Genomic DNA, 21,091 nt, shown 5'->3' with positions numbered 1-21,091 from the left:
GATTAGCGGCCAGCAGCTTGCAGCATCGCGTGCAGCAGCACGTTGCAGCCGGCTTCCAGGTGTTCAGGGCGGGCGTCTTCGATCTCGTTGTGGCTGATGCCGTCTTTGCACGGCACGAAGATCATGGCGGTGGGCGCTACGCGAGCGAGGTAGACCGCGTCGTGGCCCGCGCCGCTGATGACGTCCATCTCCGACAACCCGAGCCGCCGCGCGCCGTTGCGCACCGCATTCACCAACGTCGCGTCAAACGGCTGCGGCGGGAAATACACGACTTGCTTCAACGCGATGTCGATGCCGCTGCGGGCGCGCAGTTCGTTCACGGCGGCGTGCAGCGCGGCGTCCATGTCAGAGAGCACAGCATCGTCCGCCGCACGCAAGTCGATCGTCATCGATACGCGGCCCGGGATCACGTTGCGCGAATCGGGATGCACACTCAGGCAGCCCACCGTGGCGCGTGCATGCGGCGGACGCTCCAGTGCGATGCGGTTGGCAATGCCGACGAGTTCTGCGGCAGGCAGCAGCGCATCGCGGCGCAGCTCCATGGGCGTGGGCCCGGCGTGCGCCTCCATGCCGGTCAAGACCACGTCATACCAGCGCTGACCGAGCGCGCCCGTCACCACGCCAATGGTGGTGGCGTGCGCTTCCAGCACCGGGCCTTGTTCGATATGCGCTTCGAAATACGCGCCGACCTGCCGGCCGCCCACCGCTTCCGTCCCCGCATAGCCGATGCTGCGCAGCGCTTCGCCTACGGTCACGCCGTCGCGGTCCTGCGCGGCGAGCACGGCGTCCAATGTGAACTCACCGATGAAGGCGCCGGAGCCCATCATCACCGGCACGAAGCGCGAGCCCTCTTCGTTGGTCCACACGGCCACTTCGATGGGCGCTTCGGTTTCGATGCCTGCATCGTTGAGCGTGCGCACCACCTCGATGCCCGCAAACACGCCGTAGTTGCCGTCGAACTTGCCGCCGGTGGGCTGTGTGTCGATATGGCTGCCGGTCATCACGGGCGGCAGTGCGTTGTTGCGCCCGGGGCGGCGCGCGAAGAGGTTGCCGATGGCGTCCACGCGCACGGTGCAGCCGGCGGCTTCGGCCTGCGCGACGAAGAAGTCGCGGCCCTGGCGGTCGAGATCCGTCAGCGCCAGGCGGCGCACGCCGCCCTTGGGCGTGGCGCCGATACTGGCCTGCTGCATGAGCGTGTCCCACAGGCGGGCGCCGTTAATGCGCAGAGTGGTGTCGAGATGGGTAGTCGTCATGATGGTGTGCGGTTCAAGCGGCAAGTCCGACGCCGAGGTAGCGGTCTTTGACTGCGTCATCGGCGCGGAAATCTTCATTGCTGCCGGTGTAGACCACGCGGCCCTGTTCGATGATCACGTGGCGGTCGGCCAGTTGCGTGCAGACCTCCAGGTTCTGCTCGACCAGCAGGATGGACACGCCCGCCTGCTTGATCACCTTCAACTGCGCGACGATCTCTTCTACGATCACAGGTGCCAGGCCTTCAACCGGTTCGTCGAGCATCAGCAGACGCGGGTGGTTCATCAACGCGCGGCCGATGGCCAGCATCTGCTGCTCGCCGCCGGAGAGGTTGGCGCCGCCGTTGCGCCGCCGTTCGTGCAAGCGCGGAAAGATGCGGTAGATGTCGGCCAGTTGCCACGGCGAATCACGTCGCGCGCCGAGCTTCAGGTTCTCTTCCACCGTCAGCAGCTTGAAGATGCCGCGATGCTCGGGCACCAGGCACAAACCCTGCGCGGCAATGCGATGCGCAGGCTGCCCAGCGATGTCCTTGCCACGAAAGCGCACGTGCCCACGCGGCGTCACCACGCCGGCAATCGCCTTGAGCGTGGTCGACTTGCCCGCGCCATTGCGGCCGAGCAAAGTCACCAGTTCGCCCTCGCCTACCGACAGCGCGACGCCCTGCAGCACGTGGCTCTTGCCGTAGTAACCGTGCAGGTCTTCAACGTCGAGGATCATCGTCGTCATTTCTTGCCTCCGGTGATCATGTTGCCGAGGTAGGCGGCACGCACACGCGGGTCCGCACGCACAGCATCCGGCGTGCCCTCCATCAGCACCTTGCCCTGCTGCATGACGGTGATGGTGTCGGAGATGTCCATGACGATGTCCATGTTGTGCTCAATCAGCACGACGGTGTGGTCGTGCGCGAGGCCGCGGATGAGCGCCTTCATGGCGGGCAGGTCATCCACACCCATACCGGAAGTCGGCTCGTCGAGGAAGATCGCGCGCGGGTTGGCGGCCAGTGCCATGCCCACTTCCAAGCGGCGCTGCTGACCGTGCGACAGAGCGGCGGCCGGTGTGTCGGCCAGGCGCGGCAGTTCGAGCCGATCGAGCACACGGTCGACCGTATCGCTGCAGGCCAGATCGCCTTGTGGCAATCGCCAACCGTGCATCGCGCGACGCGGTGTGGTGCCGAGCGCTGCCAGGCGCAGGTTCTCGCGCACGCTCAAGCTCGGGAACAGGCTCGTCACCTGAAACGACCGTGCGATGCCGCGCTGCACGCGCTGGTAGTCGGCCTCGCGCGTCACGTCATGGCCATCGAAGACGATGGTGCCACTGGTGATCATGCGCGTGCCCGTGAGCATGTGGAACAGCGTGGTCTTGCCCGCGCCGTTGGGGCCGATGACGGAGTGCACCGTGCCGGGTAGTACGCGCAAATCCACGCCGCCCAGGGCAGTGAACTTGCCGTACTGCTTGACGATGCCAGTGGCTTGCAGGATGGGCGTGGTGTTCATGCACGTTCCTCCTGAACAGCAGGTGAATTGCGCGGCGGTCGCACGCGTTGCCACAGCTTCTGCCCAAGCCCGAACAACCCGCGCTGCATAAAGAGGCTCACCGCAATCAGCAGGAAGCCGAGCAGCATCAGCCAGCGTGGCCACAGGCTGGAGAGCCAGTCCGACAGCAACACATAGAACGCCGCGCCCAGCACCGAGGCGAACACGTTGCCCGTGCCGCCAATCACGGTCATCACCAGGATCATTTCGCTGACGTGGTAATCGATATTGGCCAGCGGCGCGATACCCGTGAGCATGGCGTGCAGCGCGCCAGCCAAGCCAGTGACCGCACCGGAGATCACGAAGGCGAGCAGCTTGAACGCACGCACGTTGTAGCCGACGGCGAGTGCGCGTTCTTCGTTGTCACGAATCGCCAACAACGTGCGGCCGAACACCGATTCCGTCACGCGCTGCACGAGGAAGAACACGATCAGGAATAGCACCGCCACGAATGCATAGAACGCCCACGGCGATGCCGTGAACGCGGGGCGCGGAATATCGAGCAAACCGTTGTCCCCACCTGTGAGCGATGGCGTGGTGTAGGCCAGAAAGTAGAACATCTGCGAGAAGGCCAGCGTGAGCATGACGAAGTACGTGCCGCGCTGACGGATGGCGAACCACCCCACCGCCGCTGCAACGACTGCGCCCACAACCACGGCCAACCCGATCGCCACCGGCATCGGCAACGACAACTGCGTGAGGCCCACGCCCACCGCATAGCTGCCCAGCCCGAAGAAGATGCCCTGCCCGAACGACAGCAGCCCCGTATAGCCGAGCAGCAGGTTGCAGGCCATCACGGCCATGGCGTAGACCAGCACTTCGGTCGCCAGCGTGCCTGAGGTCAGCACTAGTGGCAGCAGCAGCGTCACGCCCAGCGACAGCCACCAGAAGCGGTAGCGCGCGAATCCATGAGCGATACCATGCATCATCCCCTCCCCAGCAAGCCGTGCGGGCGCAGCAGCAGCACCGCTGCCATCGCCACGTAGATCATCAGCCGCGCGCCCTCGGGCCACAGCGTGCTCATCAAGCTCTGCACGATGCCCACCAGCAGGCCGCCGACCAGCGCCCCGGCAAAGCTGCCCATGCCGCCCACCACCACGACCACGAAGGCGATGCCGAGTGCCTCCACGCCCATGAAGGGCTCCGCGCCACGGATGGGTGCGGCGAGCACGCCGGCCACCGCCGCCGTGGCGGCACCGAGCGCAAACATCAGGCTGAACAGGCGGAACACGTTGATACCGAGCAGCGACACCATCTCGGTGGATTCACTGCCCGCGCGCACTGCGCTACCGAGTCGCGTGCCTTCGAGCAGCCACCACAACCCCATCGCCAGCACGGCAGTGAAACCGATCACGAACAGCCGATACTTGGGGTAGACGAAATCACCCCACATCACCACGCCCTGCAGCGCATCGGGCGGCGGCACATCCACGCCCAGCGGCCCCCACGCGACGATGATGAGCTCCTGAACAGCGAGCGCCAGCCCTACGGTGATGAGGATGTGGAACTCGTGTGCCTGCGCATAGACGTGGCGCAGCAGCACTTTCTCCGTCACCCATGCCAGCGCGCCGATGACGATGGGCGCCAGCACCAGCGCCATCCAGAAATTCATGCCCAGTTGCAGGGCCTGAAAACAGAGATACGCACCCAGCGCATAGAACGCGCCGTGGGCGAAATTGACGAAGCGCAACAGCCCGAAGATGATCGACAGCCCCACCGCCAGCAGGAAGTAGAGCATGCCGATCCCCACGCCGTTGACGACCTGGAGCAGGTAGACGTTCATTGGGATCGCATTCAGGAAGACAGAAGCCCGCAACTCACATCAAGCGCGGGCGGTCGGCAGATCAAGCCAGCTTGCACTGCGTCTGTTCGACCGGCAGGAACGCCTTGCCGACGGCGACGACATCAGCAAAATCGTCCTTGTCCTTCATGCGGCTCTTGGGCTTGCCCTTGAGCAGGTAGTAGTTCTTGAGCACCTGATGGTCGGCCGCGCGAATCTCTTCGGGGCCGGTCAGGCCGTCGTACTTCATGCCCTGCAGCGCGGCGATCACGGCCTTCGGGTCGGCGCTACCCGCCTTGGCCATCGCGTCGAGCAGGATCTTGGTGCACGTGTACGAGCCCGCCAGGCTGTAGTTCGGATTGGCCTTGAACGCGGCCTGCGTGCGCTTCACCAGATCATGGTTGGCGGGCGTATCCACGTCGTGCCAGTACTGCGCGCCGAAGTACACGCCATCGCACAGGTCCGCGCCGAGCGATTCGAACTGCTCCAGCCCCGACGCCCACGCCACCAGGATCGTCACGTTCTTCTTCATGCCAAAGCTCACGGCCTGACGCAGCGTGTCGGACGATTGCGAGCCGAAGTTCAAAATCAGCAGCACGTCGGGCTTGGCGGCCATCGCGTTGGTCAGGTAGCCGCTGAACTCCTTCTCGGTGAGCGCGTGGTAGCTGTTGCCGACGTGCTCAATGCCCTTTTCCTTGAAGATGTTCTTGGCTGCGGAGAGCAACCCGTCGCCAAACACGTACTGCGGCGTGATGGTGTACCAGCGCTTGGCCTTGGGCATCGATTCGATCAGCGGGCGCACGGTGCGCTCGATTGCGCCGTAGGTCGGCACCGACCAGCGGAACGTCGCGCGGTTGCAGTCCTTGCCGGTAATTTCATCGGCCCCGGCGGTGGTGATGAACACGCCGCCAAGCTTCTCCGCCTCCTTGCCCATCGCCAGCGATTCAGAAGACAAGATGCCGCCCGCAAAGTAGCGCGCGTTCTTCTGCTGCGCGAGTTCCTGAACCTTGCGTACAGCCGTGGCCGGCTTGCCCTCGGTGTCGAGCACGCTGTACGCAAGCGGCCGTCCGAGCACCTTGCCGTACTGCTCCACGGCCAGCTTCATGCCCAGGTCAGCAAATTTGCCGTTGGCGGCAAACGCCCCGGACATCGGCACCGGGCAGCCCAACTCAATGGCATCGGCAGCAAACGCAGAACGGGCCTGCAGCACCGACGCGGGCACAGCGGACAGCGCCGCCAGTTTGAGCAAGTCTCGACGATTCAAAGCGCACTCCTTGGGTTCACGTGGGTACAGAACAGCGCTTGGAGCCACCCATATCGAATATCGGCGCCTCCTCCTGGCCTTTACCGGCGAGGTTTTCGCCGACCATCGTGTCGAGCAAGAACCAGACCAGTTCTTTATATTTGTTATGATAAATAGGCGAAATCATCATAGAAGCCGCATCCGCGCCGCGTCAACGGCGCAGAGGTCGGTGTTTACGCCAAGGTGTGTCCGGCGCAAGTGCCGGGCGAGGATGCGGAAATGCGGTGCGTGCGCACGCTCGAAGGGCATGCATGCACCACGTCGGTCAGGCCGTGCGGCACGACCCCGCAGTTAGAATGCGCGCAACTCAGGAACGGACATCCATGGCCACACTCGGAGCAGGCAAGACGGCGTCGATCGGCATCCGCAAGCAGAAGCGCGCCGACCTCGTTGCCGAAGAACTCAAGCGGCTGATCACGCAGCGCAACCTCAAGCCCGGCGACAAGCTCCCGCAGGAAATCAAGCTGCAGGAAACCTTTGGTGTGAGCAAAGGCACTATCCGCGAAGCACTCAAGTCATTGGAAGTGCAAGGGCTGGTGAGCGTGAGCACGGGGCCTGCCGGCGGCGGCACCATCGTCGAGGTGCCGCTCGACCGCACGTTCCAGCTCATGCAGAACTACCTGTTCTTCAAAGACATCGGCATTGCGGATGTCTACACCGTGCGCCGCCTGCTGGAGCCCGAACTGGCCGCCGGTGCCGTGCCGCACCTGACCGAAGACGACTTCCATGCGCTCGAACACACCATCGACCTGTGCGACCCGGCGTCCGCCAAGGCCGTTGCACCGCTGGACCAACGCCAGGAAGACCTGAGCTTTCACGACATCCTGGCCGCCGCCAACCCCAACCCGATGCTGCGGTTCTGCTGCGAGCTGATCAACGAAATGCTGCGGCAGTTGGTGGTGTTCGGCAACGAGACCTCACCCAAGGATCACGCCAAGTTCGGGGCGTCCACCGTCAAGTTCCATCGGCAGATTTACGAGGCCGCACGTGCACGCGATGCCGAACGCGTGCGTGAACTCATGGCCTCGCACATGGAAGACTGCACGCACCACGTCACGCGCATGAACGGGCGCGTGCATGGCCGCCTGGTACTCGATTCGGAGATGCCGCGCCGCGGCCGTCCGCTGATCGACGAGCACGACGACGATAGCGAAGACGCGTGAGCGTCCCATAAAGCAATAAGCGCGCTCCCCCTTTCGGGAGGCGCGCCATTGGCACATCACTTCAAGACGTTAGAACAGCTGGCGCAGTTGCAGGCTGCCGGCATGCGATACATACCCACTACCCACTTGCAGCGAGTAACGCGCGCTGATGCTCAGGTTGTTTGCCCGCAGCAGCTTGACGCCGGCGGAGAGCACCGCCGAGTCGTTCACCGGGCTCGCACCCAGCGACGTGAAGCTGGTCTGGCCCGTCGGGTCTGCCGCGAAGCTGGCTTGCGTCTGCGTACGCGTGTTGTTGTACTCATGACGCCATGCCACCTGCAGTTCCGGCACGAGCGTGCCGTACGAGGTTGCCAGTTCACGCGAGAACTTCACGCCGATGTCGCTGGTGACCGACGTCGTGTGCTACGCACCCACCGACAGCGCTGCACCATTGCCGCCCGACTCGGTATAGCCGTTCTGGCGCAGGTAGCCATACGTCAGGCTGGCCAGCGGCGTGACCGTGGCAACGGCGGTCGCAAACGGATAGCCGGCTTCCGCGCGGGCCACATACTGCGTGCCGCTGAAGCTACCGTCGGCATTGCCCGAGAAGCCGGCAAAGTTGACAGCGCGGGTCGTGTCGTAGTGCTGCTGCACGGCACCCGCCGACAGGTTTGCGTACCACGGGCTGCCCGTGTAGCTGGCGTAGCCCATCAGGCCGAACGAGTTCACACGCGTCGAGTTGCCGTCGGTGTCGCCCGTGTTGCTGATCTTGGCGTTGCTGTAGCTGAACACACCGCCCGCACGCCAGGCATCGCTGACCGCGTGATCGACGCCAAACAGCAGGCCGCCGAAGTTGGCGCTGTAGCCATCCACCTGATCACGTTGACCCTGGTGTGCGTGGCCGCCGAATGCCTGACCCCACACGCCCCATGCCGGACCGGCTTCACCGGTCGAGACACCGCTCAGGCCGCCGGCCTGGGCAAGGCGCACGCTGTCCGCATGCGTGGAGATGATGTTGAGCACATCCAGCGTCGGTGCCAGTGCAGCCTGGGCGGTCGAGCCCTGCGACACCGGGTTCAGTTGCTTGCCGGCGCGGTTGGCCGCGTCGCTACTGCCCAGGTTCAGCGCCATCGAGGCGTTGTACAGGTTCAGCAGGCCCGGATCGCTGATGCCGGTGTACTGCGACAGACCGGTGAGCGCCGCTTGGGCGTTCGGTACGGTCGCCGGCGGGGTGGGAGCCGGGGCAGGCGCGGGAGCCGGTGCCGGGGCAGGTGCCGGCGAAGGGCTCGTGGTCGGGATCAGAGCTGCGCTGACCACGGTCACCACCAGATCGCTACGACCATTGGCCGTGACGTTCGCACCCGTCAGCACGCTGTTGTAGCCGCGGATCGAATACCGGAGCGTGCCTTCGTTGTAGTTCGTGCCGGTGCTGGACGCATCGACGATCACATAACGCTGGCCGGCCGCAAACGGATACGGGTTGACCTGTGCAAACGAAACAGCCGAGCCCGAAGCAATATTCACAGCGCCCGACACCACCAGCCGGCCGTAGCCGCTGTCGCCTGTCAGGGCGCCGTTGGCGACCGCACCGGTGTTCACGCCAATCTGCAGCGTACCGGCCGCACTCTGGTTGTAGGTGCCGAAGATGTTGATTGCGTTGTTGACCTGCAGGACTGCGCCCGTGTTGCTCACGGCCACCTGACCGGTGGGAGCGGCCACGGCTGGGCCAACGCTGAGTATGTTGGTGGGCGCGGCACCAATGTTGTCGTTCAACACCAGGTTGCCCGAGCCGAATACAACGTTCGTGCCAGAGCTGGTGATCGTGCCGATCGTTCCGCCAAAGCCGGTCAGGGTGCCGAATGTCGTGCCCGACCCGCCGTTGATGTTCAAGTCGCGAGTTGACTGGTTCTCTATGTTGCCGGCAATCACGCCAGCGTTGGTGATCGTACCAAGCGTGCCCGCTGCGCCGTTGAAGAGCGCATGGGCTTGACCGCTGATGGTGCCGGTGTTGGTCAGCGTGCCAATCGTGGCGTTGGTGCCGCTGTTGGAAATGCCGACCTGGAGACCACTGATGGCGCCGCCGTTGGTCAGTGCACTGATCGTGCCGCCCCTGTTGTTGACGACGCCGGCGTAGCCGCCGCTGATGGTGCCGCTGTTGGTCAGCGTGCCGATCGTGCCGTAGTTCTGGACGCCGACGCTGCCGCCACTGATAGTGCCGCTGTTGGTCAGCGTGCCGATCGTGCTGCCCTTGCCGTTGTTTTGAATGCCGTTGCCACCGCTGCCAACACTGATGGTACCGCTGTTGGTCAGTGCACCGATCGTGCCGCCGTTGTTGTAGACGCCGCGGCTGCCACCACTGATGGTGCCGCTGTTGGTCAGCGAGCCGATCGTGCCGAGGAAGTTGTCAATGCCACGGTTACTAGTGCCAGCAACACGGATGGTGCCGCTGTTGTTCAGTGCGTCGATCGTGCCGGTGTTCTGAATGCCGGAGGCTGTGCCGCCACTGATGGTGCCGCTGTTGGTCAGCGTGCCGCCAGGAGCAGAGCTGATCAACGCTGTGTTGCCGCTGGTAATGATGCTGCCGGTGTTGGCCACCGTGTAGTTGCCCGTGCTCCAGGTCTGCTGGGTGGTGAGCGCGGTACTGACAGTCGTATCGGCCGCAGCGATGGGCGAGACCATGCTGGAGAGCGCGGCCGCGATTGCCAGCGTCAAGGTGCTCTTTTTAGGAAACTGATTGCGTTGAGCCATTGTATTTTTACCGTCGATAGGCAGATGAACGGCCGATCCGAGCTGCGCCCCGGCACACGTGTTGAGGCTCGGGGCTCACCTGTCGGTTTCCCCTGAGCCTCAACACGGTGCGGTTTGCTTGCGTCGAACGACTTCCCCCGTTGGCAATCCGGCACTTATCTGGCAAATGGCGCTGTCACCTTCCACGCGGTTCTGAAAACCACGTGTGTCGATCACGCAGAACCTGTCGGTCAACTCTTTTTTTGGTGCGACACCGAATGCCGCAAGCGAGCGCCTTACCGACAGCCCCTGGGCGCTACTACCTCCCCCCGGACTGCTGACACATGTGTGCCGGGCGTGATGATGTCGACTTTTTCGGAGGCGGTGTTGACCGTGCGTCTCAGTTTTTTGGAAGTTCCGCGCGATGTGGAAATGTCGATAACATCCCCGCGCTATCGCAGTGCAACACCACGCTACGGCCAAGCGCCACGTGGCTGGGACAGTAGTCCCGTAACATCGCATTCGCGAGAACGTTGATGTGCGTGGATAGGAAACCGTCACGGCTCAGACTCATTGTCCTCTCCGTGATCTCGGGGGCTATCGACGGTGGTCCTGGCCCCTCGGTGGACTGTCAGGTCGTGGATCGCAGCGATCGGCCGTGTCGGCCAACAGTGGCCATTCAGTGTTACCAAAAAGACCGTCAACAGTCACTAGCCGAATACGGGGACAGCCCCTGGTTGGGCATAAAGTCTGCGTTCTGGCCGTATGCAACTCGCCCAGTATCCGCTGAGGGTCGAGGCTGTGTGAAAACGTTCGGACGTACGACAAGCCGAGCTACTCGTGCTTGAATTGGAGATAAGTGACCGGTTCGGCTGACGAGAGAAACGCATGGACTTGCTCATCGGCGTGTGGATCGAGCCCTGGATGCTCGTCGTCCAGATATTCGATAGTCTGTTCCGGTGACCAGGGTCCTAAAGAAGCCATGTAATCGGCGACCTCCTCCTGAATTTGCTGCCACGACTCATAGCGTCGGCGCGACAGGAGGATTCGATCACTTCGCAAATAGATCACGTAAAGGTTCACAAGCGTCTCGTTAGATTCCTACGTGCTCGACTTGGTCGCCAAGACGCCGGTCAAACAGATTCACCTCTTCGACGCGGATGCGTTCCTGACTCACAATGCCTTTAGAGCGCCTGGTGCAGCGGACTTGGAAGACCTTCGACGCCGACCGTTGAAGGTCGAATACTTAAAAAAGCATCTACGAACGTATGCATCGCGGAATCGTGTGTCACCCTGTTCGGGTTTCCTTCAATCCAATAGTGGGATTGGCATCCGGAACTCCAATTCCCGACCGACAGATGAAGGCTGACGACACCGTTTTGCTTCCGCAATTTCCACCGCCCTGGTTTCAGCGGCGTGACGATTTTCATGCCGCAGCCACAGCAGCAGATATGTGCGGCGGTCGAAAACTTCTCCGAGATGTACAGGACGCCTTCATCCATCGTTTTCGGAATCCGGTCGCAAAACACCGGGCGAATGGATATTTGCCTCATTCTGCAATATCGCTTTTCACATGCAGGCTGGAAGTCACCGAGTACGACGTGAAGCGCTCTTTTCCAAGATCGAAGTAGAAGCGCCGGTGTTTCTTCCAGGCAATGACGGCAAAGCATGCGTTCAATGCGTTCAGTTCCGCAATCTGGATGTTTCTGTCGTATTCGTTTTCGGCGTTGTCAACGGCAAACGAGATACGCCCCCGCGCTTGTTCCCGGTTACTAGAGAGACTGAGGACCGTGCGCAAGAGACCACCGATGCTTCCACTCTTGTTGAAAAGTCCCATGCCAACGTCCATGAACGGCACGCCTGACCGTTCGAGTTGGTCAATGATCACTCGTTTCTCCGGCCCACTTTCCATGCAAAGGAAGACAAAAGACATCCCTGCGAGCGTCGCAACGTTGGTTGCGTCAATCTTAGGCGGCCGGCCCGAGCATCCCTCGTTTCTGTCCTACACCCTACATCGCATCGGATTGGTCACCTGCTGACTAATCTATCGCCTTTCTCATACGAGACGGCAGGCATAGATTGCTCCGACCGCTCTCAAGAAGCATACGCATTGATGTCCATGGCTAAGCCGTGGAGGGTTGTGTTTCCATAGCTGCAATTCACGGTTGGAGTTCGTAGAACCGGTAGATCAGCGGGTCGGTCGGCACGGCAGCGGGTAGCGAGCCTTTGTAGGGCGTTACCTGCAATAGCGCGATCGCCTCTTCCGGCAAATCCAACGCCACACCCACGGCATTCGCCTGCGCTTCGGTCAGTGTCATCTGGCCGATCACCTCGGCCAGTTGCGCCCACGTCAGTTGCTTCTTGATCTTCTGCAGAACGATCAGGTCGGTCACGTCTTCGCGTTGCATGTGCGGCTCCTTGGGTCGAAAGAAAAGAAAAAGAAAGCGACGCGCAGCATGAGCAAGGTCGATGCCATGCACAAAGCGCCGCGCCCATGGCGGCACTTGCCTGTTCGGCTGCGATTTCCGCATCGCAACATCCACCCTATCGCCTCCTCAACACGCTGCAGATCGGCCTCGGACTAGGGCAAACCCCGAGATTGACAGCGCTGTCAATTGTGGCCATTCTTGCGTCCGTCAGCCCGCCACACCATTGAGAACAGAACGCTGACACCGCTGTCATGCAAGGCAGACGGGACCAAATATCAGGAGACAGTCCATGGAGCTCGAACCCCGCTTCGATGCCTCGCCGCGGCCCTTGAAGCCCGCGCGTCGATCGGTTGCAGATCAGGCCGCACATCATCAATCCCGTAGCAAGCGCCTGGGCGCATCGGTCATCGCTGCCGCCGTATTGGCGCTCGGCGCAGTCAGCGCCCACGCGTACGACATGACCACCAGCCCTTACTTGCTGGGCGACTGGGGCGGCCTGCGTACCCGCCTGGCCGATCAGGGTGTGACGTTCAACCTCGGCTACGGCAGCGAACTCGCGCACAACTTCAGCGGCGGCACCGAGCACCTCACGCGCTATACGGACCAGTGGGTGATGGGCACCACGCTGGACATGCAAAAGCTCACGGGCTGGCAAGGCGCCACCTTCCAGGCCACCATCACCGACCGCAACGGCCGCAACCTCGGTTCGGATGCGAACATCGGCAACAACATGCTGATCCAGGAGGTCTATGGCCGCGGCCAGACCTGGCACCTAACGCAGTTCTGGCTGAACCAGAAGCTGCTCAACGACCGCCTGGAAATCAAGGCCGGCCGCGTAACGGTGGGCGAAGACTTCTTCTCGTTCTCGTGCGACTTCCAGAACCTGACGTTCTGTGGCTCGCAACCGGGCAACTTGGTGGGCAGCTACTGGGTGAACTGGCCGACCAGCCAGTGGGGTGCCCGCGCCAAGGTGCACACCTCGGCCGAAACCTACGCGCAGATCGGCGTGTACCAGGTCAACCCGAACTACGTGGATGACGGCTGGGCCCGCCGCAACGGCTGGAAGCTGAACAACCCGGGTGGCACCACCGGCGCGCTGATCCCGCTGGAGTTCGGCTGGCTGCCCAACATCGACGGTCGGCCGGGTTCGTACAAGGCAGGCGTCTGGTACAACACGTCCAATGGCCGCGACCTGTACGAAGACGTCAACGGCAACCCGCGCGGCATCACCGGCCTGGACGCCAAGCAGCACAGCGGCCAATATGGCGCCTACCTGAACCTGCAGCAACAGATCACCGGCACGGCCGGCGGACGCGGTGCCACGGTGTTCCTGAACTTCTCGCAGGCAGACCGCAACACCGCGCAGACCGATCACCAACTCTCGGTGGGCGTGCAGTACAAGGGGCCGTTTGATCGCCTAGCCGACACCATCGGCTTTGCTGTCGGCGCAACGCACAACAATGGCCGATATGCGGACTACGTGCGCCAAGTCAACGCCCGTACCGGTTCAAATACTGCGGTGGGTGACGGCTACGAATACGTGAGCGAGCTGTACTACAGCTACTCGCCTGTGCCCTCTGTGTACTTCCGGCCTAATCTGCAGTACATCCTGCATCCGGGCGGTACCACGCAGAACAAGAACGCGTTCGTGATCGGCCTGAAAACGGGCATCACGTTCTAAGAACACCCTTATGCACAACAGGAGACCTCTCATGATTTCCCGTGTACTGAACACCATTGCCGCTGCGGCAGTCCTGAGCTTTGCCGCAACGTCGGCCCATGCCAGCAAGGAAGCACCGGTCATCGGCTTCTCGATCGACGACCTGCGTGTCGAGCGCTGGACGCATGACCGCGATTACTTTGTCGACGCTGCCAAGAAGCTGGGTGCCACCGTCAACGTGCAATCGGCCAACGCCAACGAAGCCAAGCAGATCGCCCAGATCGAAAACCTGGTTGCGCAGAACGTCGATGTGCTCGTGATCGTGCCGTTCAACTCCAAGGTGCTGGGCAACGCGATTTCCAGCGCCAAGAAGAAGGGCATCAAGGTCGTTTCGTATGACCGCCTGATCCTCAACGCGGATGTGGACGGCTATGTCACCTTCGACAACGTAAAGGTGGGCGAGCTGCAAGCACAGGGCGTGGTCAAGCTGGCCCCGAAGGGCAACTACTTCCTGCTGGGCGGCGCCGCCACCGACAACAACGCGCGCCTGCTGCGCGAGGGCCAGATGAAGGTGCTCAAGCCGCTGGTCGACAAAGGCGACATCAAGATTGTCGGCGAGCAATGGACGCCGGAGTGGGACCCTTCCAAGGCGCAGAACATTGTCGAGAACGCGCTGACGGCCAACAACAACAGCATCCAGGGCATTGTCGCGTCCAACGACGGTACGGCCGGCGGCGCCATCCAGGCACTGGCACGCCAGAAACTGGCGGGCAAAGTGCCGGTGTCGGGTCAGGATGCCGACTTGGCTGCCGTGCGCCGCGTGGCCGAAGGCACGCAAGCCATGACGGTGTACAAGCCGATCAAGGAGATTGCCGCCACCGCCGCTGAAATGGCCGTCGATCTGGTCAAGGGCACCGCGCCCAAGTTCAACACCAAGCTGAACAACGGCAAGAAGGATGTCGACACCGTGCTGCTGACGCCGACCCTGCTGACCAAGGACAACCTGGACAGCACCGTCGTCAAGGACGGCTTCTATACGCACCAGCAGATTTTCGGCAAGTAAGCCGTTGATGCAGTCGTCAGTCGTAGTCAGTAGGAGGACGCCATGAGCAGTAACGGCACCCTGTTCGAGATGCGCAACATCGTGAAGTCGTTCTCCGGCGTGCGCGCGCTCGACGGCGTGAGCCTGGCAGTCAAGCCAGGCGAATGCGTCGGTTTGTGCGGGGAGAACGGCGCCGGAAAATCCACCCTCATGAAGGTGCTGTCAGGGGTCTACCCCCACGGCACCTTCGAGGGCGAGATCGAATGGGACGGCACACCGCTGCGCGCGCATACCGTGCGCGACAGCGAGCGTGCAGGCATCGTCATCATCCATCAGGAACTGATGCTGGTGCAGCAGCTCTCCGTCACGGAGAACATCTTCCTCGGCAACGAGATCACCAAACCGGGGGGCCGCATGGACTACGACGCCATGCACGCCAAGGCCGAACAGCTTCTCGCCCGCCTGCGCCTGACCGACGTGAACGTGGCCGCGCCCGTCAGCAACTACGGCAGCGGCCACCAGCAGCTTTTCGAGATTGCCAAGGCGCTCGCCAAGAACGCACGCCTCTTGATCCTGGACGAACCGACGTCGTCGCTGTCCGCCAAGGAAATCGAGGTGCTGCTTCACATCATTGAAGACCTCAAGCGCAGCGGCGTCGCGTGCGTCTATATCTCGCACAAGCTCGATGAAGTGAAGCGCGTGTGCGACACCATCACCGTCATCCGCGACGGCAAGCACATCGGCACACGCCCCGCCGCCGACATGACCATCGACAACATCATCACGATGATGGTCGGCCGCGAGATGACCTCGCTCTTCCCCAAGGTGGAACACACCGTGGGCGACGTCGTGCTGGAAGCCCGCAACGTCACCTGCTGGGACGTCAGCAACCCGAACCGCAAGCGCGCCGACAACGTGAGCTTTGCCGTGCGCCGAGGCGAGATCCTCGGTATTGCCGGGCTGGTGGGTGCGGGGCGTACGGAGATGGTGTCGGCCCTCTTCGGTGCCTACCCTGGCCGCTCGTCCGCCGAGATCATCATGGAAGGCAAGCCCGTCAAGGTGAGCTCACCTGCCGAGGCCATCGCCAACGGCATCTGCCTCGTCCCTGAAGATCGCAAGCGCCACGGCATCGTGCCGCTGATGGGCGTGGGCGAGAACATCACCCTAGCCACACTGGCGCAGTACGCACGCGGCGTGCGCGTGGACAAAGGCGCTGAACTCACCACGGTCGACCGCGAAATCAAGCGCCTGCGCATCAAGACCGCCAGCCCTGCACTGTCGATCGCCAGCCTGTCGGGCGGCAACCAGCAAAAGGCTGTCGTCACGAAGATGGTGCTGGCGATGCCGAAGGTACTGATCCTCGACGAGCCCACGCGCGGTGTGGACGTCGGCTCCAAGTACGACATCTACAAGATGATTGCCGACCTGGCCGCCAGCGGCGTGGCGATCATCATGGTCTCTTCCGAGATGCCAGAGATCCTGGGCATGAGCGATCGTGTCCTGGTCATGGGCGAGGGCCAACTACGCGGCGACTTCGTCAACCAAGGCCTGACCCAGGAGCGCATCCTGGCCGCCGCCATCAATGCTGAACCGCAGCCCCAAGCTGCCTGAACAGAGCTTCGCCATGTCGAACATCCTGCAATCCCAACTCGCCCGCCAAGGTGGCGGCGGTGGTCCGCGTATGGACAGCCGCGCCATCCAGCAACTGTTCGTGCGCTACAAAGTGCTGGCGCTACTGCTGGCCGTGGCGCTCATCTGGATCTTCTTCTACTTCCAGACCAACGGCACGTTCCTCAAGCCCAACAGCATCTCCAACCTGTTCCTGCAGATGTCGGTGACGGGCATGCTGGCCTGCGGCATGGTGTTCGTCATCATCGCCGGAGAGATCGACCTGTCAGTCGGCTCACTGCTCGGCTTGTTGGGTGGGCTGGTCGCCATCCTCACCGTCAATCTCGGGTGGAACACGTGGCTGGCCGTGGGCACCGTGCTTGTGGCGGGCGCCGTCATCGGCGGGTTCAACGGCTTCATCACCACCAAGCTGCGCGTGCCCTCGTTCATCGTCGGGCTGGGCGGCATGCTGGCCTTCCGCGGCGTGCTGCAGTGGAGCACCGACAGCGTGACCATTGCGCCGGTGCCGGATGACCTCGTCAACATCGCGCAGAGCTTCGTGCCGGCGTGGCTGGCGTGGTCGCTGGCGGCCGTCATCGTCGCCATGTCCGTCGTGCTGACGGTGCGCCACCGCAGCGAGCGTGCCCGCCTGCAACTGGCGCTCACACCGCTGTGGGCTGACGGCCTCAAGCTGCTGGCCATCGCGGCGGCCTCGTTCGGTTTTGTCGCCGTGCTCAACCAGGCCAACGGCGTGCCGCTGCCGGTGCTGATCCTGTTGATCCTGCTGGCGGTGTTTTCGTACGTGGCCACGCAAACCGTGTTCGGCCGCCACGTCTACGCAGTGGGCGGCAACATGGAAGCGACTCGCCTGTCCGGCGTGAACGTGAGCCGCGTCAAGCTGCTGGTGTTCGTGCTGATGGGCCTGATGTGTGCCTTCGCCGGCATCATCACCACGGCGCGCTCGGCGGCGGGTTCACCTTCGGCCGGTGTGGGCGGCGAGCTGGATGCCATCTCCGCCTGCTTCATCGGCGGCACGTCGATGCGCGGCGGCTCGGGCACGGTATACGGCGCGCTGATCGGCGCACTCGTCATGGCCAGCCTCGACAACGGCATGCAGCAGATGAACGTCGACGCTTCGTGGCAGATGATCGTCAAGGGCGTGGTGCTGGTGCTGGCGGTGTGGATTGACGTGCTATCCGGCTCCAACCGTGGCTGACAACAAGGCCGAGCCGAGCGCCAACACACACCCCCAGACGGTTGGGCCGTTCCTGCCCTAGATGGCGCCTTGAATTTGTGTTGCAGGGAGGAAAGAGAAGGGAGGCTGTCTGAGCGCAGCGAGTTTGCCTCCCTTCCCTCCCTGCGACAGAAATTCAAGGAGTCTTTCGCCATCTCGGGCGCGCCTTTCTTTTGCTTACTTTTCTTTGGCAAGACAAAGAAAAGTGAGTCGGCCCCGGCAGGGGACGATACCGGGGATGGACCACCAACACCAAACCCCGACCTCACATCTCAAACACAAAATCCAACACCGTGGCTAACTACCCAACTCCCGCTCGCGTACTGGTCACCGGCGTAGCCGGCAACCTCGGCCGCAAAGTCGTTGAAGCGCTGGCCTCCGCCCCGTGGTGCACGTCCATCATCGGCGTCGACTGGGTCGCCCAGAACGTCGAGTTCTCGCCACAGGCGGCTCAACGCTTTCAATGGGTCCAGGCGGATCTCACGCAAGCCGACGGCGCGTGGACCGACCTGCTGAACAACGTCGATGCCGTCATCCACCTGGCTGCCATCCACTCCACGCCCGATGCGACGTGGGAGCAGGCGCTGGCCTCGTACGGCATAACGCTCAACGTGCTGGAGGCGGCCGCCACGCGCGGCGTGCGGCGCTTCGTGTTCGCCTCATCCAACCATGCAATGGGCGCGTACAAGGACCAACCGCTGGCTGGCACCATCGGCCCCGGCCAACTCACTGCCGAGCTGGCCCCGGCACCCGGCACGCGCTGGAACAACGGCATCGAAGACGTTTACTCGCTCGCCTACGGTACCTCCAAGGCGATGGGCGAGCGGCTGTGCAAAGCGGTGGGTGCTGTGTCAGCAGCAACAGGCGGCAAGCTGTCGATCGTGTCGCTGCGCATCGGCTGGGCGCTGCCAGATGAAAACGACCCGAACGACATCAACTACTCCGGCGTCGCCGACACGCCCGCCCCGGGCGAGTTGCCGGACGAGGCCAGCCGCATCGCACTGCGCTGGTTCCGCAACATGTGGCTGTCGAACGGCGATCTGCGCCGGCTGTTCCTGAGCTCCGTCACGGCCGACCCCGCACGCTGGCCGGCACCGGCCATTGTCGTGAATGGCGTGTCGAACAACAAAGGGATGGATTGGGGTCTGGAGACCGGCCGCCGGTTGCTCGGCTATGACCCGCAGGATGATCTATACGCGTTGCTAAAGCAGCCGGCGTAACCAACATCACCGCGCCGGCGGGCAAGTCGATTCCCGGATCACGAGTTCGTACTGCAGGTTCTCGTGCACCGAATGCAGCTTGAGCCCCGGCAAGTGCGGGCGGTGAATCGCGACCAGTTGCTCCACTGCCGCATGCGCCATTGCCTGAATCGGCTGGCGCACGGTAGTCAGCGCCGGCCAGAGCTGGCGCGACAGCGGTGTATCGTCGTAGCCGCAGATGGAGAGTTCTTCTGGCACCTTGATGCTGCGCGCCTGCGCCACGCGCAGTACACCGGCGGCCATATCATCATTGCCGGCAAAGATGGCGGTCGGACGCGGCTCGCATGACAGCAGCCGCTCTGCACAGGCCACGCCGGATTCAAACGAGTGCTCACCCTGCTCCACTAGGCGCTCATCAACTGCGATACCCGCCTGCGCCATCGCATCGCGGTAGCCGAATACACGCTGGTATGCGGCACCGTGGTCTGGATCGCACACCACAAAGCCGATGCGGCGATGGCCCAACCCAATCAGGTGCAATGTCATATCGCGCGCGGCGGCACGGTCTTCGGTGTTGACCGACAAGCCTTTGTGTTGCCGATCCGCAGGCGCCAGCCGCACGTAGTCAACGCCGGCCTCGTCCAGTGCATGCACCAACGACACCACATCCGACACCGGCGGCGTCAGGATCAGCCCGGCCAGCGCGCGCTGGCGCACGCTCTGGATGATCTGCTCGGCAAGGTTCGGATCGCGGTAGTTGCAGGGCGTGAGCAGCAGGCTGTAGTCGAGCGCCTGGCAGGCTTCGAGCGCGCCATGCTGAATGTTGACGATGTAGTTGTCGGAGGGGTTGTCGTAGACCAGCGCGATGATGTCGGCGCGCTTGCTGGCCAGGCGGCGGGCAGCGGGATTGGGCCGGTAGTCGAGCGTCTGCATCGCCTCGACCACCTTGGCGCGCGTCTTCTCGCTGATGTTGGGCTCGTGGTTGAGCACGCGCGAGACGGTCTTGATCGACACGCCCGCATGCGCGGCAACATCATCGACGGTGACGCTTACGTTGCCAGTGCGGGCGCTCCGTTTCATGGTCTCGCGGGGGGTCAGGCGAATGGGGTTCTCGAACACGAGACGGGCGCTGCAAGCGCGCCCGTCGTACGTTCGATTTTACCGCCAACCCTCGCGCGGCGCGGGGGGAAAATCAACGTAGGCTCAAGCCTGGGCGCGCGATTGCCCGATCGGCAGACGGACGATGCCCTGCGCCAGACTCACCCCCAGTAGCACAAGCCCGCCGCCGATCCAGTGATAGCCGTGCACAGTCTCGCCCAGCATCACCGCCGCCATGGCTGCGGTGAAGACAGGCATCAGGTTCATCAAGATCGCCGTACGCTCGGCGCCGATGCGCTTCAAGCCCAGCATCCACAGATACGACGCGACGATCGATGAAGCAATGCCCGCAAACACCACGAGCCCGATGCCCTGGCGCGGAACCGCCAGACTCTGCGCGGTGAAGGCCACGGGCACCAGCAACACGACGGCAATCAGCACCTGAACGTACAGATTGAGCCATTGCCCGAACGGCAGCGCCCAGCGTCGGTACAGGATGTTGTACAGCGCGTATGACGTTGCACCAATGAGGATCAGCACGTCGCCGCGGTTGACACCGCCGTCGAGAAACGTCGCCGGATGCCCGCGGCCAAGCAGATACAGCACGCCCAGCAGCGACACCACGACGCCCGTCACCGCCTGCATGCCCACGGGCTGGCGAAACACCGCAACGTTGAGGATCAGCCCCAGCATCGGGATCAACGCGCCGATCACGCCCATGTTGGTGGCGCTCGTGCTATGCGCGGCGTAGTAGGCCAGGCACTGGTACATCACCATGCCCAGCAGCGCGAGCACGGCAAAGCGCGGCAGTTGCGCCGCCACGTCAGCACGTTGGCGCCACAGCGGCCGCACGCAGAACGGCGTGAGCACGCACGCCGCCAGCAGCCAGCGGTAGAGCGAGATGGCCGCCGGATCCAGCACACCGGCCGCGGCCTTTGAAACGATGGTGTTGGCGGCCCAAATCAACACCGCCAGCAGGGGATACAGCACAGGCACGATGGCCTCCGTTATCAGACGATGGCCGAAGTGTAGTGATGTCTGGTTCGGAACATATAATGCAAACCAGACAATTTAACGCATCGAAAG

General features: G+C 63.0%; 18 protein-coding genes and 2 pseudogenes. 6 read left to right on the top strand and 14 right to left on the bottom strand.

Annotation, left to right across the window (positions count from 1 at the left end; genetic code table 11):
* Positions 1–2: 2 nt before the first annotated feature.
* From C404_RS34470 to C404_RS60405, 7 genes are all read right to left on the bottom strand, one after another.
* On the bottom strand, positions 3–1,253 hold the full coding sequence (locus C404_RS34470; RefSeq protein ID WP_031328836.1) for a Zn-dependent hydrolase: 1,251 nt from the start codon (positions 1,251–1,253) through the stop codon (positions 3–5).
* 13 nt (positions 1,254–1,266) lie between these two features.
* On the bottom strand, positions 1,267–1,968 hold the full coding sequence (locus tag C404_RS34465) for an ABC transporter ATP-binding protein (protein ID WP_031328835.1): 702 nt from the start codon (positions 1,966–1,968) through the stop codon (positions 1,267–1,269).
* A gap of 5 nt (positions 1,969–1,973) precedes the next feature.
* Positions 1,974–2,744 carry an ABC transporter ATP-binding protein gene (locus C404_RS34460; RefSeq protein ID WP_021193267.1) on the bottom strand — a complete coding sequence of 257 codons (771 nt, stop codon included), beginning with the start codon at positions 2,742–2,744 and terminating at the stop codon, positions 1,974–1,976.
* Positions 2,741–3,709 (bottom strand): branched-chain amino acid ABC transporter permease, encoded by a 969-nt coding sequence (locus C404_RS34455; protein WP_021193266.1) that lies wholly within the window; start codon positions 3,707–3,709, stop codon positions 2,741–2,743. The genes C404_RS34460 and C404_RS34455 overlap by 4 nt, the downstream gene beginning before the upstream one ends.
* Positions 3,709–4,566: a branched-chain amino acid ABC transporter permease gene (locus tag C404_RS34450; protein ID WP_021193265.1), complete on the bottom strand. Its 858-nt coding sequence runs from the start codon at positions 4,564–4,566 to the stop codon at positions 3,709–3,711. Before C404_RS34450 ends, C404_RS34455 begins: the two co-directional genes overlap by 1 nt.
* A gap of 61 nt (positions 4,567–4,627) precedes the next feature.
* The gene (locus C404_RS34445) at positions 4,628–5,827 is read right to left on the bottom strand and encodes an ABC transporter substrate-binding protein (RefSeq protein ID WP_031328834.1); all 1,200 of its coding nucleotides are present in this window, start codon (positions 5,825–5,827) and stop codon (positions 4,628–4,630) included.
* Positions 5,828–5,843: 16 nt separating this feature from the next.
* On the bottom strand, positions 5,844–5,996 hold the full coding sequence (locus C404_RS60405; protein WP_021193263.1) for a hypothetical protein: 153 nt from the start codon (positions 5,994–5,996) through the stop codon (positions 5,844–5,846).
* Between the two features lie 193 nt (positions 5,997–6,189).
* Between C404_RS60405 and C404_RS34440 the strand changes: the two genes are divergently transcribed.
* A complete protein-coding gene (locus C404_RS34440) occupies positions 6,190–7,029 on the top strand; it encodes a FadR/GntR family transcriptional regulator (RefSeq protein WP_021193262.1) in 840 nt (279 codons plus the stop codon).
* Between the two features lie 69 nt (positions 7,030–7,098).
* On the opposite strand, the pseudogene C404_RS34435 reads toward C404_RS34440, so the two are convergent.
* The 5 genes and pseudogenes from C404_RS34435 to C404_RS34420 form a co-directional block, all read right to left on the bottom strand.
* A pseudogene (locus C404_RS34435) lies at positions 7,099–9,687 on the bottom strand (autotransporter outer membrane beta-barrel domain-containing protein).
* Between the two features lie 882 nt (positions 9,688–10,569).
* Entirely contained in the window at positions 10,570–10,818 is a 249-nt protein-coding gene (locus tag C404_RS34430) for a hypothetical protein (protein WP_021193259.1), read from the bottom strand.
* Between the two features lie 101 nt (positions 10,819–10,919).
* Positions 10,920–11,237, bottom strand: a complete 318-nt coding sequence (locus C404_RS60245; protein ID WP_156667266.1) for a DUF6527 family protein — start codon at positions 11,235–11,237, stop codon at positions 10,920–10,922.
* Between the two features lie 47 nt (positions 11,238–11,284).
* On the bottom strand, positions 11,285–11,623 hold the full coding sequence (locus C404_RS60555) for a hypothetical protein (protein WP_192840356.1): 339 nt from the start codon (positions 11,621–11,623) through the stop codon (positions 11,285–11,287).
* Positions 11,624–11,903: 280 nt separating this feature from the next.
* Positions 11,904–12,143 (bottom strand): annotated as a pseudogene (locus C404_RS34420) (cyanase); the annotation flags it as partial.
* A gap of 310 nt (positions 12,144–12,453) precedes the next feature.
* On the opposite strand from C404_RS34420, the gene C404_RS34415 reads away from it, so the two are divergent.
* From C404_RS34415 to C404_RS34395, 5 genes are all read left to right on the top strand, one after another.
* Complete coding sequence (locus C404_RS34415; RefSeq protein ID WP_021193256.1) at positions 12,454–13,845, top strand: carbohydrate porin; 1,392 nt, start codon at positions 12,454–12,456, stop codon at positions 13,843–13,845.
* A 31-nt stretch (positions 13,846–13,876) separates the two neighbouring features.
* Entirely contained in the window at positions 13,877–14,887 is a 1,011-nt protein-coding gene (gene xylF / locus C404_RS34410) for a D-xylose ABC transporter substrate-binding protein (RefSeq protein WP_021193255.1), read from the top strand.
* Between the two features lie 42 nt (positions 14,888–14,929).
* A complete protein-coding gene (locus C404_RS34405) occupies positions 14,930–16,477 on the top strand; it encodes a xylose ABC transporter ATP-binding protein (RefSeq protein WP_021193254.1) in 1,548 nt (515 codons plus the stop codon).
* Between the two features lie 13 nt (positions 16,478–16,490).
* On the top strand, positions 16,491–17,690 hold the full coding sequence (locus C404_RS34400) for a sugar ABC transporter permease (protein WP_031328831.1): 1,200 nt from the start codon (positions 16,491–16,493) through the stop codon (positions 17,688–17,690).
* 311 nt (positions 17,691–18,001) lie between these two features.
* Entirely contained in the window at positions 18,002–18,928 is a 927-nt protein-coding gene (locus tag C404_RS34395; RefSeq protein WP_021193252.1) for an NAD-dependent epimerase/dehydratase family protein, read from the top strand.
* A 6-nt stretch (positions 18,929–18,934) separates the two neighbouring features.
* On the opposite strand, the gene C404_RS34390 is transcribed toward C404_RS34395, so the two are convergent.
* Positions 18,935–19,987: a LacI family DNA-binding transcriptional regulator gene (locus C404_RS34390; protein WP_031328830.1), complete on the bottom strand. Its 1,053-nt coding sequence runs from the start codon at positions 19,985–19,987 to the stop codon at positions 18,935–18,937.
* A gap of 123 nt (positions 19,988–20,110) precedes the next feature.
* The gene (locus tag C404_RS34385) at positions 20,111–21,001 is read right to left on the bottom strand and encodes a DMT family transporter (RefSeq protein WP_021193250.1); all 891 of its coding nucleotides are present in this window, start codon (positions 20,999–21,001) and stop codon (positions 20,111–20,113) included.
* Positions 21,002–21,091 lie beyond the last annotated feature (90 nt).

It is taken from the genome of Ralstonia sp. AU12-08, from assembly GCF_000442475.1.
Classification (GTDB): Bacteria; Pseudomonadota; Gammaproteobacteria; order Burkholderiales; family Burkholderiaceae; genus Ralstonia; species Ralstonia insidiosa.
Note: the sequence above shows the minus strand (reverse complement) of the source record. Positions and strands in the feature narration are given on the sequence as shown.